This window comes from Flavobacterium gelidicaeli (genome assembly GCF_013294005.1).
Lineage (GTDB): Bacteria > Bacteroidota > Bacteroidia > Flavobacteriales > Flavobacteriaceae > Flavobacterium.
On sequence record NZ_JABSNK010000001.1, the window covers coordinates 396531 to 413383 of the forward strand.

12 protein-coding genes and 1 tRNA gene are annotated in these 16853 nt (G+C 32.5%); 6 read left to right on the forward strand and 7 right to left on the reverse strand.

Annotation, left to right across the window (positions count from 1 at the left end):
- Positions 1–40 precede the first annotated feature (40 nt).
- The 3 genes from nusA to HNP99_RS01755 form a co-directional block, all read right to left on the reverse strand.
- A complete protein-coding gene (gene nusA, locus HNP99_RS01745) occupies positions 41–1294 on the reverse strand; it encodes a transcription termination factor NusA (protein ID WP_173850645.1) in 1254 nt (417 codons plus the stop codon).
- Between the two features lie 13 nt (positions 1295–1307).
- Positions 1308–1772 (reverse strand): ribosome assembly cofactor RimP, encoded by a 465-nt coding sequence (gene rimP / locus HNP99_RS01750; RefSeq protein WP_173851020.1) that lies wholly within the window; start codon positions 1770–1772, stop codon positions 1308–1310.
- 326 nt (positions 1773–2098) lie between these two features.
- A tRNA-Gln gene (locus HNP99_RS01755) sits at positions 2099–2169 on the reverse strand.
- A 261-nt stretch (positions 2170–2430) separates the two neighbouring features.
- On the opposite strand from HNP99_RS01755, the gene HNP99_RS01760 reads away from it, so the two are divergent.
- Complete coding sequence (locus HNP99_RS01760) at positions 2431–5712, forward strand: glycosyltransferase family 117 protein (RefSeq protein ID WP_173850647.1); 3282 nt, start codon at positions 2431–2433, stop codon at positions 5710–5712.
- A 93-nt stretch (positions 5713–5805) separates the two neighbouring features.
- Positions 5806–6483 (forward strand): polysaccharide deacetylase family protein, encoded by a 678-nt coding sequence (locus HNP99_RS01765; RefSeq protein WP_173850649.1) that lies wholly within the window; start codon positions 5806–5808, stop codon positions 6481–6483.
- On the opposite strand, the gene HNP99_RS01770 is transcribed toward HNP99_RS01765, so the two are convergent.
- From HNP99_RS01770 to HNP99_RS01780, 3 genes are all read right to left on the reverse strand, one after another.
- Positions 6478–6774 carry a thioredoxin family protein gene (locus tag HNP99_RS01770; protein ID WP_173850651.1) on the reverse strand — a complete coding sequence of 99 codons (297 nt, stop codon included), beginning with the start codon at positions 6772–6774 and terminating at the stop codon, positions 6478–6480. The genes HNP99_RS01765 and HNP99_RS01770 overlap by 6 nt on opposite strands.
- 73 nt (positions 6775–6847) lie before the next feature.
- On the reverse strand, positions 6848–8080 hold the full coding sequence (locus HNP99_RS01775; protein ID WP_173850653.1) for a metallophosphoesterase: 1233 nt from the start codon (positions 8078–8080) through the stop codon (positions 6848–6850).
- Positions 8081–8373: 293 nt separating this feature from the next.
- Positions 8374–9891: a hypothetical protein gene (locus HNP99_RS01780; RefSeq protein ID WP_254596801.1), complete on the reverse strand. Its 1518-nt coding sequence runs from the start codon at positions 9889–9891 to the stop codon at positions 8374–8376.
- A 354-nt stretch (positions 9892–10245) separates the two neighbouring features.
- Between HNP99_RS01780 and polA the strand changes: the two genes are divergently transcribed.
- Together polA and HNP99_RS01790 are read left to right on the forward strand one after the other, a co-directional pair.
- Positions 10246–13083, forward strand: a complete 2838-nt coding sequence (gene polA, locus HNP99_RS01785; protein ID WP_173850655.1) for a DNA polymerase I — start codon at positions 10246–10248, stop codon at positions 13081–13083.
- A gap of 44 nt (positions 13084–13127) precedes the next feature.
- Positions 13128–14249 carry a hypothetical protein gene (locus HNP99_RS01790; RefSeq protein ID WP_173850658.1) on the forward strand — a complete coding sequence of 374 codons (1122 nt, stop codon included), beginning with the start codon at positions 13128–13130 and terminating at the stop codon, positions 14247–14249.
- Between the two features lie 290 nt (positions 14250–14539).
- Here HNP99_RS01790 and HNP99_RS01795 read toward each other — a convergent pair whose 3' ends face one another.
- A complete protein-coding gene (locus HNP99_RS01795; protein ID WP_173850660.1) occupies positions 14540–15571 on the reverse strand; it encodes a LacI family DNA-binding transcriptional regulator in 1032 nt (343 codons plus the stop codon).
- A gap of 345 nt (positions 15572–15916) precedes the next feature.
- Between HNP99_RS01795 and rplM the strand changes: the two genes are divergently transcribed.
- Positions 15917–16372 carry a 50S ribosomal protein L13 gene (gene rplM, locus HNP99_RS01800; RefSeq protein WP_173850662.1) on the forward strand — a complete coding sequence of 152 codons (456 nt, stop codon included), beginning with the start codon at positions 15917–15919 and terminating at the stop codon, positions 16370–16372.
- Entirely contained in the window at positions 16372–16758 is a 387-nt protein-coding gene (gene rpsI / locus HNP99_RS01805) for a 30S ribosomal protein S9 (RefSeq protein ID WP_173850664.1), read from the forward strand. The genes rplM and rpsI overlap by 1 nt, the downstream gene beginning before the upstream one ends.
- The last annotated feature ends 95 nt before the right edge of the window (positions 16759–16853 follow it).

Genomic DNA, 16853 nt, shown 5'->3' on the forward strand with positions numbered 1-16853 from the left:
TTTATTATTACCTTTTTCGTTGTGTTGTTAGAAGCATAGATTAACTATCAAATTCTTCCTTCAATATTCTCATTACATCTAGAATAGTTTCCTCTTCTAGGTCCGTTCTTCTTACTAAATCTTCTACATCTTGTTTTAGGATACTTTTTGCAGTATCTAAACCAATTTTTGCAAATTCATCTATAACCCATTCTTCTATCTCATCTGAAAATTCTGTCAACTCAACATCATCTTCATCTGCAGTAGCACCGGCAACATCACCTTCACGAATTACATCAAGTTCATAACCTGTCAATAGACCAGCTAATCTAATGTTGTGACCTCCTCTACCAATTGCTTTAGAAACCTCTTCTAATTTCAAGAAAACATCTGCTCTTTTTGCTTCTTCGTTAATTTTAATCGAAGAAACTTTTGCAGGGCTTAAAGCTCTTGTGATAAACAATTGAATGTTACTAGTATAATTAATAACATCTATATTTTCATTTCCTAATTCACGCACAATACCGTGAATACGTGATCCTTTCATACCTACACAAGCACCTACAGGATCAATTCTATCGTCATAAGTTTCTACAGCTACTTTTGCTTTTTCACCTGGAATTCTTACTACATTTTTAACCATAATTAAACCGTCAAAAACTTCAGGAATTTCTTGTTCAAATAATTTCTCTAAAAACTTCTCAGAAGTTCTAGACATAATAATTTGAGGTTTATTCCCTTTTAATTCAACGCTTTCAATAATTCCTCTAACATTATCTCCTTTACGGAAAAAGTCAGAAGGTATTTGTTTTTCTTTTGGTAAAACAATTTCATTTCCTTCGTCATCAACTAATATAACCACTCTTGGTCTTACGTGATGCACTTCGGCTGTATATATCTCTCCAATTAAATCTTTAAATTGTTTGTAAAGATTTGTATTATCATGTTCATGAATTTTAGAAATAAGGTTTTGGCGTAAAGCCAAAATTGCTCTTCTTCCTAAATCAATTAATTTAACTTCTTCAGAAACTTCTTCACCAATTTCAAAATCCGCTTCAATTTTTCTTGCCTCTGTTAACGTAATTTCTTCGTTTTCAAAATCTAAATCTTCGTCCGCAACAATTACTCTTCTTCTCCAAATCTCCATATCCCCTTTATCAGGATTGATAATGATATCGAAATTATCGTCTGAACCGTATTTTTTCTTCAATGCATTTCTAAATACATCTTCCAAAATTGCCATAAGCGTTACACGATCAATAAGTTTATCATCTTTAAACTCTGAGAATGAATCGATTAATGCTAAATTTTCCATGCGAATTCTTTAATTAAAATGTTACTGTAACAATTGCTTCTTTTATATCTGCGTAAGGAACTTCAAGTCTCTTTTGAACTGTTTCTTTTCCTTTACCAATCTTCTTCGGTTCTCTAGCTTTCCATGACAAAATTACAAAATCATCATTAGCTTCTACTAATTCTGCCTCTAAATTTTCTGTAGCTGTTTTCACAATCAGTGTTCTACCTACATTTTTCTTGTATTGTCTGACCAGTTTCAAGGGTGATCCTACTCCTACCGAAGCTACTTCTAGAGAAAAATCTTGCTCTTCTCTATCTAAATTATTCTCAACAACGCGACTAAGATCGATACAGTCCTGCAAGGCAACGCCATTATCTCCGTCTATTGTTACGATTACTTTAAAAGCCTCTGTTATAGTAAGATCTATCAAGAAAAGCGATGGCTTATCTGAAAGACCTTCTGTCAACAATGTATTTACTTTTTCTTTAAATGTCATATTTTTATAAAAAGAGGGGACAATTAGTCCCCTCATTATCTAGTTTTTAATAAATAACGGTGCAAATATAGTGTTTTTTTTATTAACGGAAATAATTGATTGTTGTTAAAATAATCCCTGAGCTATCTAAAACTACAAAACAAAGATTTTTCTTATAAAATAATCAAGAAAAATACAGCTCTATTTTGTTTTTATACCACTTTAACAACTCTTCAATGTCACTATTCTAAAAAAAATAGCATCAAAAGAGTTGCTTTCAAAAAAAATCAACTCCATCAAAAACTTTCGAACAAAAAAAAGCCTCTCAATTTCTTGAAAGGCTTTCGTTGGTCTACAAGGACTCGAACCTTGAACGACTGCACCAAAAACAGTTGTGTTACCATTACACCATAGACCAGCTTAATTACTGTAGCAGCTTAATTACTGTAGCAGCATTGTTGCTTAGCGAGTGCAAATTTATACTAAATTTTAGTTTGCGCAAACTTTTTTAGCACTTTTATTCAAAAAAAATGAAAAAAAATTTTCTGAAACTAGAAAAATACTAAGAACCAATAAGTTACTAAAACAAGATTGTTTGATAGAATTTTTTGTTAATGCACTTTGCATTAATAAAAAAAACATTTTCTTTGTATCTCAAAATAAAACTAAATTTTTATACATGAACAAGGAGACATTTAATTTCAATAAATGGAATACTATCCTCGGCTGGATTACATTTGGAATCGCATTAATAACTTACACACTCACCGTTGAACCTACAATGAGCTTCTGGGACTGTGGAGAATATATTGCAACCGCAGCTAAATTACAAGTAGGCCATCCTCCTGGAGCTCCTTTATTCCAAATGATTGGTGCTTTCTTTGCCATGTTTGCTACCGATAATCAGCATATCGCCTTAATGGTCAATATGACATCTGTTTTTTCGAGTGCCTTTACCATTTTGTTTTTATTTTGGTCTTCCTCAATGATATTAAGAAAACTAGCTGCTAGAATTTCTGAACCTAATAAAAATAACGAAATTGTTGTTTTAGGAAGTTCATTTGTTGGCGCACTAGCATTTACATATTCTGATAGCTTTTGGTTTAATGCTGTTGAAGCCGAAGTTTACGCTATGGCTTCTCTACTTATTGCTTTACTATTATGGCTGGGTCTTAGATGGGAACAAGAGATGAATACACCCAGAGGAGATCGCTGGTTACTAATCATTTCTTTAGTTGTAGGACTTTCATTTGGAGTTCACTTTATGGCATTACTTACTATTCCTGCTATTGGGTTTTTATATTTTTTCAAAAACTACAAAACAGTTACTGTAAAGAATTTTATCATCGCTAATGTGGTGGTTGTTTCTATATTACTATTTATATTCAAGCTATTACTACCTTTAACGATGGCCTTCTTTGGTAAGACAGAAATCTTTATGGTTAACAGCTTCGGAATGCCATTTAACTCTGGAACTATCTTTGTTACCATTGCAATAATTGCTTTCTTTTATTTTGGATTAAAGTATACTCGTAACAAGGGAATGATTCAATACAACACACTGTTACTTTGTGTTTTATTTATATTAATAGGATTTTCGACTTGGATGATGCTTCCTATTAGAGCCAATGCAAATACAGTAATTAACGAAAATAAACCATCAGATGCTGCCGAAGTTCTTGCGTATTATAACAGAGAGCAATATGGTGTAAATCCGCTTTTTTACGGACCACAATACACTGAAACATTTGCAGGCTTAGACAAAAACAACCCTTATTTAGACAAAGCACCTAATTACGAGAGAGATTACAAAACAGGTAAATATGTTATTGTAAACAACTTTAAAAATGCGGAGCAAAACAGTGACGATGACCAAAAAACAATTCTACCAAGGATGTGGAGTGCTGATCATATAGAAAACTATATGAATTTTACTAACGCACCTCTTTTTAGAATTGATCCTAATCATGACTACGAGAGTGATCTTGGACAATATGGAGTTGATGTTAATTCATTATCTGAAGAGGATTACAACAAAGCTATTGCGCAATTAAAAAACGAAGTCCTAAAAACGGTTAATGAATTTAGAACCGCTTACGCTCAAAAACAAATTGACAACGAAGGCTACATGAAGTTCCTAAAAAGCTATAATGAATATTTAATTATAGAAAAGCCTACTACTGCAGATAATTTAAGTTTTATGGTTGAATACCAATTTGGATACATGTATTGGAGGTATTTAATGTGGAACTTTGTTGGACGTCAAAATGACATTCAAGGAAGGTACAGCAACCAAGATGGAAACTGGCTTAGCGGAATCAACTATATAGATAATTTACATCTTGGATCTCAAGAAAACCTCCCTACTGATGTTTTGAACAACAAAGGGCGTAACGTCTATTTTTTCTTGCCTTTTATTCTTGGATTAATAGGAATAATGTTTCATGCAAGTAGAGATAGAAAAAGCTTTTATGTCTTATTATCCTTGTTTTTATTCACAGGTATTGCCTTAAAAATATACTTAAATGAAAGACCCTTTGAGCCTAGAGAAAGAGATTATGCACTAGTAGGTTCCTTTTATGTTTTTGCAATATGGATTGGTTTTGGTGTATATTCACTTTATGAAACCTTGAAAGAGTATTTAGCTCCTAAAATTGCCGGACCTGTCATTATAGCTGCTAGTTTACTTGCCGCACCCGTATTAATGGGGTATCAAAACTGGGATGACCACGACCGTTCTGGAAAATATACTGCAACTGCAATGGCAAAGGCATATTTAGAATCTTGCGACCCTAACGCAATCTTATTTACCATAGGTGACAATGACACCTTCCCTCTCTGGTATGCTCAAGAAATTGAAGGTGTACGTACAGATGTAAAACTGGTAAATACCAGCCTTTTCATGACCGACTGGTATATTGACCAAATGAAACGAAAAAGCTATCAATCAGAAGCCTTGCCTATTTCTTTTACACATGATGAATATGTAGGTGACAAATTAGACTACGTAGTTTATGTTCCTAAAACAGAAAGTAGATGGGATGCAAAAGACCTTATGGCCTTTATAAAAAATCCTAAATCAACGATAGGAATGCAAAACGGACAAACGGTACATTTTTTCCCGACAAATAAAATTAGAATTCCTGTTGATAAAAATGAAATAATTAAAAACAAAGTTGTTGCTGCAAAATACAATGATTCTATTGTTCCTTACATTGATATCGATATCAAAGGAAGAGCCTTGTATAAAAACAGAATAATGATGTTAGATATTGTTGCAAATAACAACTGGAAAAGACCTATTTATTTTAGCCCAGGCTCATTTGACGATGAAGATTACTTGTGGATGAAAAATTATTTACAACTTGAAGGATTAATTTACAAATTAGTTCCAGTAAAAACACCAATACCTAAAGACGGAAGTCCACTTGATTTGGGCGGAATTGATACTGACAAAATGCTACAGATTGTTAGAAAATGGGAATGGGGAAATAGTGATAGCGACCACATTTACCACGATCCTGAAACAAGAAGAGAGTCTATTAATTATAGAACTAATCTAGCACGATTAATGGAAAAATTAATCGAAGAAGGTAAAATTGATAAAGCGAAAGAAGTTATTAATATGGCGATGACTAAAATGCCAGTTGATAAATTTGACTATTATTCATTACTAGAGCCATTTGCTGATGGATATTACAAAGTAGGCGAAAAAGCAAAAGCGCACGAGTTACTTAATAAATTGACGCAAAAATACAAAGAGAATCTAAACTATTACAAAACTTTAGATGCATCTGATCAAAGTAGTCTTGCTATAGATATCATAACTGACATTGAACGCTATAGAGGACTGATTCAGGTAATGGGTAAAAATGGAGACTTAGATTATTACAATAAAAACAAAGCTACCTTTAATACATATATCGAAATGTTTCATCGTTTTGGTAGAGAAAAAGAATAAGCAAATATTCCAATTTAGACTATAAAAATGTAGCAATATCGCTTAGATATTGCTACATTTTTTTTAACTTTAAATCTCTAAATAAAGAAAAAAATGAGCTTTTACTGGGTAAAAACAAACGCAATTATTAGAAAACTATTCTCTAGTTACATTTGGCTATTGCCAAATAACGAGAAGAAAATCTATCTTACATTTGATGACGGCCCAATTCCAGAAGTAACCGAGTGGGTTTTAGCTGAATTAAAGAAAAACAATGCTAAAGCAAGTTTCTTTTGTATTGGGAAAAATATCGAAGCGAATCCTGATATATTTAAGAAAATTATATATGATGGACACAGCATAGGAAACCACACCTACAACCACTTAAACGGATGGAAAACATCCACTGAAAACTATCTAGCTGACATTGAGAAATGCGAAAATGCAATAATTAAATCCGCTTGTGATTTTAAAAGAAGTACTCCACAACTTTTCCGTCCGCCTTACGGCAAAATAAAAACGGGACAAACAAAAAGAATAAAAAGTTTGGGATATAAAATTATTATGTGGGATGTTTTAAGCGGCGATTTCGATCAAAAAATAGCAAAAGAAAAATGCTTAGATAATTTGATTCAAAATATTGAACCTGGAAGTATAATTGTCTTTCATGACAGCGTTAAAGCGTCTAAAAATCTTAAATATGCGTTACCAAAAGTATTGGATTATTTAAACAACAATAACTTTAGCTATGCAAGAATTACTGCTGAGAGTTTTACAAACAGTAAATTATAATTTCCCTTGAAGAATACTAATTAAAGTATTTGCATCTAACTCACCTGATTGCCTCCAGATCATCTCTCCCGCTTTATAAATCATTAAAGTAGGTAATCCTTTTATACGCAAAGCAATAGCAAGTTCATGGTTTTTATCCACGTCAATTTTTATTACTTTAGCCTTGTCACCAAGAGCCGCAGCTACGTCTTTCATAACAGGATCCATAGAAACTGAGGATTCGTTCCAATCTGTGTAAAAATCAATTAAGACAGGCACTTGTGCACTAATAAGTTCTCCGAATTTTGACATATAACCAAAAATTTAATATTTAAATCTACCTAATAAATAGCTATTAATTTACAAATGTAGCGATTTTAACGCATTATGCTACATTATCCCCTTTTTTTAGCTCAATCACTGTTATTTCAGGCATAATTCCTACCCTACCTGGGTACGCATGAAAACCAAAACCTCTATTTACATATACATAACGGCCAAGATTTTCATATAAACCTGCCCATTGGGCGTAAATATATTGTGCTAAACTCCATTTAAAATAACCTGGTATTTCAATACCAAATTGCATGCCATGTGTATGACCTGCTAGTGTTAAATGAAAGTGCTTTTCGTGATTTTTAATTTCGTAATCCCAATGGCTAGGATCGTGACTCATCAAGATTTTAAAATCTTCCTGATTCACTCCGGCAGCCGCTTTGTTTATGTCTCCGGCCTTCTTAAAATTATGCCCCCAATTTTCTACTCCAATTAATGCCAACTTATCTTTCCCTTTTTCAATATAGGTATGCTCATTTAGCATTAATTGAAATCCTATTTGACCGTATAAACTTTTTATTGCTTTAAAATTAGCCTCTTTATCTGCTTCGGTAGGCCAAGTAACATACTCACCATAATCGTGGTTCCCTAATACTGCATACTTACCGTACTTATGCTCCTTAATTTTATTGAAAGTTTCAATCCAAGGATACATTTCTTTAGCGTGTGTATTAACAATATCTCCTGTAAAAAGAATCATATCAGAGTCTTGATCGTTTACCAAATCAATAGCATAACTAATCTTTTCTGGATTATCAAAACTCCCACTATGTACATCAGATATTTGTGTGATCTTAAACCCATCAAACTCCTCAGGTAAATCCGGGAAATAAATGCGTTGCTTAATTACCTTATAATTGTATTTCCCCACGGTGATACCGTAAATTAAAGAAGCAAAAGGAATGGCAGCCAATCCAAGCCCTATTTGGCTCACAAATTTTCGTCTAGAATTTAAGAATTCAAATTTTTCATTATTGATAAAATAGCGAGCTGAACCTGAACCAATCCTAAAAACATCTTCTCCTAACATTATTAGGCATAAAATTATTTTTGGAACATAAATCACTAGCAACATACCCATGGTAAACATGGTTTGCTTAGTTTGTCCAATAGAACGATCAAACTGCGTAAAAGAATAAACGATAAAAACCAAGGCAATAGCACTAAGTATTTGATAAGCGGTAAGAACCCACTTTAGCTTTATCAAAGTTTTCAACGCTTGAAAAGCATAAAGCTCTACTATAAATAAAAAAAGACTCAGCAAGAAAACACGAAAAACCATTATAATTATTTTTTTGACAAAATAACAAATTATGAAGGGACTACGCATTGATATTAATCAATATTTAACTAAAAAAATGGAATATAAATTGACTACCTTAAAAAACACATAAGTTCTTGATTTAATTAATTTCAACAACCATTAACGACATAGCAATATTTAATCACTAAAAGATATAAAGTAAATTAATATAAAAATGACAATAAGACAAAAATATATGAGATTCAAAATTAATGCTGGCAATTGCTAATATTAATTTTAAACCTCATACTCAAAACCTTTTCTTTCATTAATTACCTCAATGACATATTATAAGAATTAAAAGTTATTACACCACCATTGGCAGTATTACCACTAGCTTTACGAACGTATAATGAAACATAATCACCATCTGACAATTCAACTGTTCCAGTAACCGAAAAACTTTGCACAAAACCTGAATTCGAATCAATAAACGTATCTGAATCGCTTATGAAACTACCACTACCACCAGAAAATTTAACAAATGAAAACAAATAATCTTGTGTTCCAGTGGTACCACTTGCTTGCATAGAAATTGAAGCTGAAACTGTAAAAACTCGCTTCGCTCTTCCTTTATATACTAACTTATTATTTTCCGATGTAGGATCACCATCTGCCATTCGGAATAATCTTGATGAAATAGTTGTCCCATTCAGTCTAACAGCAGTCCCCACAGCTAAATTTGACACGTTATTTTGCGCTGTTGTTGATCTGTCTAGATACAATGTGCCAGTAGCGAACCTATCTCCTTCTAAAGTTATTCCAGGACAATTTATAGTCCATTTATTAGTAAAATTATAACCACTATATGTACCAGTTCCCGTATATGCTTTTACAAATCCAGCAATATTAGATCCAGTAAATACAACAGCTTCCATAACTGCATCTCCTGAGATAATTGGATTAGAAGATACATCAAAACCAATAGCCGAACCATTAACTTCGGTAAATCCACTTTGCTTTTGAACTAAACCAAAAGTCCCTATTAATTTTTCATAAGTTCCACTATTAGTTCCAAACCACCCAATGTTACTCAACAATAATTTACTAATATTTGTGTAAGTAACACCTGCAGCATTACCAGCATATTGAACAATACTAGAAAACACAAGCCCAAACCCACTTATCGTTCCAATACTTTGAGAATTAACAACAACACAATCCCTAAAAATTAATGATTCAGTTGAACCACCTGTCAATGTAAAAACAGCCCCAACAGTTGCCTGAAGAGTAAGCCCTTTAATAGAACCACCTTTCCCAGTAAAAAGAGCGCCCATTGCCTTTACTAATTTATCTTCGTTAGTATCCAAACCAATCACATAAGCATCATTAAGATCTATAGGTAAATCTAAATTAATTGTACCATTAATTTCATATAGTGTATTGGTATTTAAAAGATATTTACCCCCTAAACCCGCTGTTTTTTCAGCAGCTAAAACCGTAGCTAAAACATCAGTAGATTTAATGCGTTTAAAGTTTAATCTATCTGATGCACCAGCTACACTATTCATCGGAAGCCACAAACTAGTGGTTGCTTCATAATAATAAAATGATTTAAGCGTAGTATCATAAACCATTAATCCGTTTGCAGGAGTCGTAATAGCATTTCTTTGCGTTGTAGTCATTCTAGGAGTAAGCATACCCTTTGTTGTAGAGCTTACATCAAGAACAGCAGTTGCATCAGGTGTAACAGTACCTATTCCTACTTGTGCGACAGTCAAATTCGCAAAAAACAAGAAAAATAAAAACAAACTAGTAATCAGCGACTTATAAAATGTAGTTTTATTCATAATAATTGATATTAAAAAATTAAAAAATATTTTCTCTCTCAGTAGAATATATTAGATCAAACATACAACTTAATCCGATTAAAAGCGTATTATTCCGATTAAATACATCTTATTTTAACTATTACAATATTATTCGCTATTAAAATAGCTTATTTACTACAAAAAATAAAAGGCTTTATAGTAAATAACTAACCTAATTTATCAAAAAAAAACTAATAAAAACCGTTTATGAGTAAAATAAAACGATCTAAAAAAGAAATAAACGATCTAAAACCAATTCCTTATAAATTTAACTTCGTACAACACATTATCTTTTAAGTTTTGTACTTTTGAAATCTTTACAAAATTATAACCATGTCACAACAAAAAAGACTTTTTCTATTAGATGCCTACGCTTTAATTTTTCGTGGCTATTATGCCTTCATAAAAAACCCTCGAATAAATTCAAAAGGAATGGACACCTCTGCCATAATGGGATTCATGAATTCCTTGATGGATGTTATTAAAAGAGAAAAACCGGATCACTTAGCAGTCGCTTTTGATAAAGGAGGTAGCGCTTTAAGAAATGAACTTTTTCCTGAATACAAAGCCAATCGAGACGCCACTCCTGAAGCCATAAAAATTGCCGTTCCCTACATTCAAGCTTTACTAAACGCCATGCACATTCCTATTATAGAGGTCGCAGGTTTTGAAGCCGATGATTTAATAGGAACCATTGCTAAACAAGCTGAGAAAGAAAATTACAAGGTTTTTATGGTAACTCCTGACAAGGATTTTGCTCAGTTGGTTTCAGAAAATATTTTCATGTACAAACCTGCCCGCATGGGTAACGGAATTGAAATATGGGGAATTCCTGAAGTTTTGGCAAAGTTTGAGATTGAAAGACCTGAACAAGTAATTGACTACCTAGGAATGATGGGCGATTCTGCCGATAATATCCCTGGATTACCTGGTGTGGGTGAGAAAACTGCAAAGAAATTTCTAGCCGAATATGGATCAATGGAAAATCTTTTAGCCAATACCCATGAATTAAAAGGAGCGATAAAGACTAAAATAGAAGCCAATAAAGAGTTGGGACTACTCTCAAAAAGATTAGCTACTATTTTATTAGATTGTCCCGTAACATTTAATGAAAGTGATTACGAATTATCTACGCCTGATGTAGAAAAAACAGATGCTTTATTCAATGAATTAGAGTTTAGAAGGATGGCCGAACAATTTGACGCCATTTTCAAAAAAGGAAATTCAGATGCAGGTGTAGCTACCGATGAAGCAAAACTTTACAAAAAACCGCAACCAAAAAACGAAGATCAATTTGACCTTTTTGCAAGTGCAATTCCTACTGATAACAACACTAATGAACACCAGCAGTTTTACAACACTTTAGAAAACACAACCCATTCGTACCAAATAGTTCAAGGGGATCTAGGCATTAAATTGCTGTTGCAAAATTTACTAAAACAAAATGCTGTTTGTTTTGACACCGAAACCACTGGACTAGACGCTTTGCATGCTGAACTGGTAGGAATCTCATTTTCTTACGAAAAAGGGAAAGGGTATTATGTTCCTTTTCCCGAAAGCCAAGAAGAAGCTAACATTCTTGCAGAAAAATTCCTTCCGTTTTTCGAAAATGAAACCATCGAAAAAATAGGTCAGAATTTAAAATACGATTTGAAAATTTTATCAAATTACAACATTACCGTCCAAGGAAAACTATTTGACACCATGATAGCGCATTATCTAATCAATCCTGATATGCGTCACAATATGGATATTTTATCCGAAACTTATTTAAAATATTCTCCAAAATCTATTGAAACACTTATTGGTAAAAAAGGTAAAAACCAAAAATCAATGCGTGATGTAGCCTTAGAAGAAATCAAAGAATATGCCGCAGAAGATGCTGATATAACATTTCAGTTAAAAGAATTATTTGCTGTCGAACTTGATAAAACAGAAACTAAAAAATTATTCGAAGACATCGAGATTCCGTTAGTAAAGGTTTTAGCTGATATGGAAAAAGAAGGAATCCGTTTAGACACTGACTTCCTCCACTCCTTATCACACGACCTAGATAACGATATTATAAAATTAGAGGCAACTATATATGAAGTAGCTGGAGAACATTTTAACTTGGCTTCGCCCAAACAGCTTGGCGATATTTTATTCGATAAATTAAAAATTGGAGGTGCAAAACAAAAGAAAACCAAAACAGGACAATACGCCACTGGAGAGGAAGTTTTAAGTTATTTAGCTAATGAAAACCAGATCGTAAAAGACATCCTGGAATGGCGCCAATTAAATAAACTTAAAACCACCTATGTAGATGCTTTGCCAAATCAAGTAGACCCAGTAACCTTAAGAGTGCATACTGATTATATGCAAACCGTGGCTGCAACAGGAAGACTAAGCTCAAATAATCCCAACTTACAAAACATTCCTATTCGTACCGAAAGAGGACGCCAAATCAGGAAAGCATTTGTAGCAAGAGACGAGAATTACACTTTAGTCTCTGCCGATTATTCTCAAATTGAATTGCGTATTATTGCAGCTTTAAGTGGAGAAGAAAACATGATTAAGGCGTTTTTAAACAACGAGGATATTCATAAATCTACCGCTTCAAAAGTATTCGAAGTTCCACTAGAAGAAGTAACGAGAGAACAACGTAGTCATGCTAAAACGGTGAATTTTGGAATTATATACGGCGTTTCAGCTTTTGGGTTAAGCAATCAAACGTCACTTTCCCGTTCAGAAAGTGCTGCTTTAATTGAGGCCTATTACAAAACCTACCCAAGGTTAAAAACCTACATTCAAGAACAAATTGATTTTGCTAGGGACAATGGCTACGTGCAAACCGTTTTAGGACGCCGTCGCTATTTAAAAGATATCAATTCACAAAACGCCATGGTTCGTGGTGGCGCTGAACGTAATGCCGTAAATGCACCTATACAAGGGAGTGCTGCTGATATTATCAAAATCGCCATGATCAATATCCATAATAAATTAAGTACTGAAAACTGGAAAAGCAAAATGTTGCTTCAGGTTCATGATGAATTGGTGTTTGATGTTCACAACAGTGAATTAGAAAAAATCCAAACAATGATTAAATATGAAATGGAAAATGCCTTTAAACTTGACGTTCCTTTAATTGTTGATTTAGGAATGGGTAAAGATTGGTTAGAGGCGCATTAAAATATTCATATATTTTTATCTAATCACTAAATAAAATGAGAAAAATGATTTTAATCTATTGCTTAGCAATTGCAGCAATTTTATATTTCATATATAAAATAAATGTGTATTTAGCTCTAGGCATTGACACTTATGCAATCAATCTTTTTCCTAGAAAAGAACTACCACATGAATTTGATGATTACAAAAATTTATCGGAAATTAACGATTTAGGTAATTATGCTATAAGTCTATTTGCTAAAGACGAAAAAGATTATCTGACCCGCTATGTTCAAATAATTGAAATCTCAAAAGAAAATACAATACTTAAAGCTATCACGAAAACAGAACGTTTTGATAATGGCGGAGGTAATAGTGGGAACAATTTTTCGAATACTGTTTTCAAATTTGATTCATTCGGAAATATTTTAGATACTATTAACTACAAAACCTCCTCTTCAAATCAATCTGAATTTGGAAATACTGTTTTGCTTAATAAACAAATAGTCAATAAAGAGTTACTTTACTATCAAACTTGGCCGACTGATGGTGACAAAGTAAAAAAAGATTTTATTCCGTTAAACAAAGATTTTAGCTGGAACACAGAGGAAATATCTAAATATTATTATAACACAATAGTACCTAATAGCGCTTATCTAGAGCATTTTTCCGCATGGAGAGATAGCACAATTCATTACACTAAAAGACAATCCGTTTTATTTTTATTAGATAATAAATGGTATATCCTTTATGGAGTTAGTAATGAAATAACTGATGATATCAGAAAACGAAGTGTAGACGATGATAAAAAAATAAAATATGAAAATTTATTTACTGATATACCTAGTGAAAATATAGTATTTAAGTACTTTCATAAATTAGAATATTGTTCTAACATGGCAGGCAAAACTCAATCTAACAGTCCCTATACTTATTATTACTGGAATGGAAATGCGTATTTAGATATTATATTTAATGGAGAAACTCTTAAAGTGAAACAAGAAGATATATCATTAGATGATTATGATACCAAAGAGCCATCGATTTATGACAAGATAGAAGACAAGAGAATAAAAATGGAAACTGATGCCAAAAAAAAATATTCTTTTTACACTCATACTAATTTGAAATTTGCTTTTATTTCAGACGATGAACATAACTTATACCTCATTAAAAATAAAAAATAATTCCCTAACAATCATAACTAATTAACAGTAAACTCACAACTTAAAAGGTAGATCAACTAAAATAACAGCACAGCTTCAGGATGAACTTGTGTTTTTGATATGTATACTAAAAACCAGAAAAATTCACCCGTTGATTAAATACGAAATAGAAAAGTCCTTTATACTTGACGTTACTCTAATTGTTGATTTCGGAATGATTAAAGACTGCCTAGGAATTTATTAATCAGTAAAATACATATAAAAAAACTCCATCTGCAACTAACAGATGGAGTTTTTTATTTTAAATATCTTTAATCATTATTTTTTCTAGAAGATTCTCTTTCTTTTAATTTTGTTTTAATCACAACTGTCTCATAAGGAATATTTTCTTCAGTAGATTCTAAGCGATCAATAAGCAGCTTAGCAGCAACCTCCCCTATTTCTACACCGTGTTGACTTACCGTGGACAAACTAGGCGTTAATCTGCGTGAAGCAAGAATTCCATCTGCAAAACCTATTATTGAAAGTTCTTCAGGTATTTTATATCCTTTTTTTAATCCCATTTTTAAAGCAGCAACAGAATCGTTTTCATCTAAAGCAAAAACGGCATCTATGGTATTATTTTCAAAAACAGCATCTATTCTTTCTTTTAAGTCAGCTTCGGAATCTGCACGAAGAATTATCTTATCATTTATAGCAATGTTATTGTTCTCCAAAGCTTGCAAATAGCCGTTAGCTCTTAATTTACCAACACTCAAATTATCAACAGATGAAAGTAATGCAATATTTTTACAACCTAAATCAATCAAACGTTGTGTAACATGTAGCGCTGAATTATAATCATCAACTACCACCTTATCACATTCTACTTCATCAGCAATACGGTCAAACATAACTATAGGAGTACCGTCATTAATGATTTCGGTAAAATGCGAATAATCTTGAAGTTTTTGCGCTTCCTCAGATACTGATAATATAAAGCCATCAATAGTACCATTACTCAACATCTCAAGCGTATTGATTTCTTTTACGATCGATTCATTCGAGATACAGGTAATCACATTGTAACCTTTTTCATCAGCAACTTTTTCAATCCCGCTAAATACTTTCGCAAAAAAAGAATTTAAGATATTTGGAATAATAACACCTATAGTCTTTGTTTTTCTATTCTTAAGGTTCAAACCAATAACATTTGGCTTGTAATTTTTAAGTTTAGCATACTCCTTAATCTTGATCTTAGTTTGATCACTTATTTCAGGACTATCATTAAGTGCCTTTGAAACAGTGGAAACCGATACGTTAAGTTCTTTTGCAATTTGCTTAAGGGTTGCTTTAACTTTCATAATTATATATTTATTAAATTTGGTAATCCAATAGCGCTTCTAAAATCACCTTTGCTTTCGAGAGTTTTCCTTTCGATAAAAAACAATATTTTAAGTTGAAAATTGTATTCCAAGATTGCAAGATAAAAATTTTATTATTGATAACAAATGTAAGTCAAAAAATGAAACACACTGATAACATCATTTAGAAAACAGTTGTAATAATGGCAATCTTAAATATATAATTGATAATCAGGCAAAACAGACAATAAAAATAATCATTTAAGGTATTTGTATTTAAAATAATTAATTGTACTTTTGCATCCCCTTTATAGGGGACGGAATGTTTAATTAAAATTTATTATTGTGAACGCATTAAGCTACAAGACAATTTCAGCAACAAAAGCCAACTCTACAAAAGAGTGGATCGTTGTAGATGCTGACGGTCATAACTTAGGTCGTCTTGCTTCAAAAGTCGCTATGATTTTAAGAGGTAAGTACAAGCCAAGTTATACACCACACGTGGACTGTGGAGATAACGTTATCGTTATCAACTCAGAAAAAATCAACCTTACAGGTAACAAAATGGACGAAAAGATTTACATGCGTCATACAGGTTACCCAGGAGGACAAAGAACTTTAACTGCTAAAGTATTGCAATCAAAAAACCCTGCATTACTAGTAGAAAAAGCGATAAAAGGAATGTTACCAAAGAACAAAATTGGTGCTGAACTTTTTAGAAATTTAAATGTTGTTGTTGGATCTGAGCACAAACAAGGAGCTCAAAAACCAAGAACAGTTAACCTAAACGATCTTAAGTAATGGGAGTTATTCACAAAATCGGTAGAAGAAAAACCGCTGTTGCACGTGTTTATGTTTCGGAAGGAACAGGAGTAATCACTGTAAACAAAAAAGAATTCGCGACTTACTTCCCAACAGCTACTTTACAGTACAAAGTTATGCAACCAATGTCTATGACAGAAAATGCAACTAACTATGATGTAAAAGTAAATGTTTACGGAGGTGGTTCAACTGGACAAGCAGAAGCTGTAAGAATGGCATTAGCACGTGTTATGTGTGAAATCAATGCTGAAAACAGATTAATCTTGAAACCAGAAGGTTTATTGACAAGAGATCCAAGAATGGTTGAACGTAAGAAATTCGGTCAGAAGAAAGCTCGTAAGAAATTTCAATTCTCGAAACGTTAATATTGCCTGTCTTGAGTACCTTTATTCAAGACTTATTGAATTTATTGAATTTAAAACAATGTTGTTGTTGTCTCATTGAGGTGAGAAATTAGTTT

What these genes read in the sequence shown, in the direction of transcription:
- nusA (WP_173850645.1), bottom strand. Translation starts at nt 1,294, where the DNA reads ATGGAAAATTTAGCATTAATCGATTCATTCTCAGAGTTTAAAGATGAT.
- rimP (WP_173851020.1), bottom strand. Translation starts at nt 1,772, where the DNA reads ATGACATTTAAAGAAAAAGTAAATACATTGTTGACAGAAGGTCTTTCA.
- HNP99_RS01760 (WP_173850647.1), top strand. Translation starts at nt 2,431, where the DNA reads ATGAACAAGGAGACATTTAATTTCAATAAATGGAATACTATCCTCGGC.
- HNP99_RS01765 (WP_173850649.1), top strand. Translation starts at nt 5,806, where the DNA reads ATGAGCTTTTACTGGGTAAAAACAAACGCAATTATTAGAAAACTATTC.
- HNP99_RS01770 (WP_173850651.1), bottom strand. Translation starts at nt 6,774, where the DNA reads ATGTCAAAATTCGGAGAACTTATTAGTGCACAAGTGCCTGTCTTAATT.
- HNP99_RS01775 (WP_173850653.1), bottom strand. Translation starts at nt 8,080, where the DNA reads ATGGTTTTTCGTGTTTTCTTGCTGAGTCTTTTTTTATTTATAGTAGAG.
- HNP99_RS01780 (WP_254596801.1), bottom strand. Translation starts at nt 9,891, where the DNA reads ATGAATAAAACTACATTTTATAAGTCGCTGATTACTAGTTTGTTTTTA.
- polA (WP_173850655.1), top strand. Translation starts at nt 10,246, where the DNA reads ATGTCACAACAAAAAAGACTTTTTCTATTAGATGCCTACGCTTTAATT.
- HNP99_RS01790 (WP_173850658.1), top strand. Translation starts at nt 13,128, where the DNA reads ATGATTTTAATCTATTGCTTAGCAATTGCAGCAATTTTATATTTCATA.
- HNP99_RS01795 (WP_173850660.1), bottom strand. Translation starts at nt 15,571, where the DNA reads ATGAAAGTTAAAGCAACCCTTAAGCAAATTGCAAAAGAACTTAACGTA.
- rpsI (WP_173850664.1), top strand. Translation starts at nt 16,372, where the DNA reads ATGGGAGTTATTCACAAAATCGGTAGAAGAAAAACCGCTGTTGCACGT.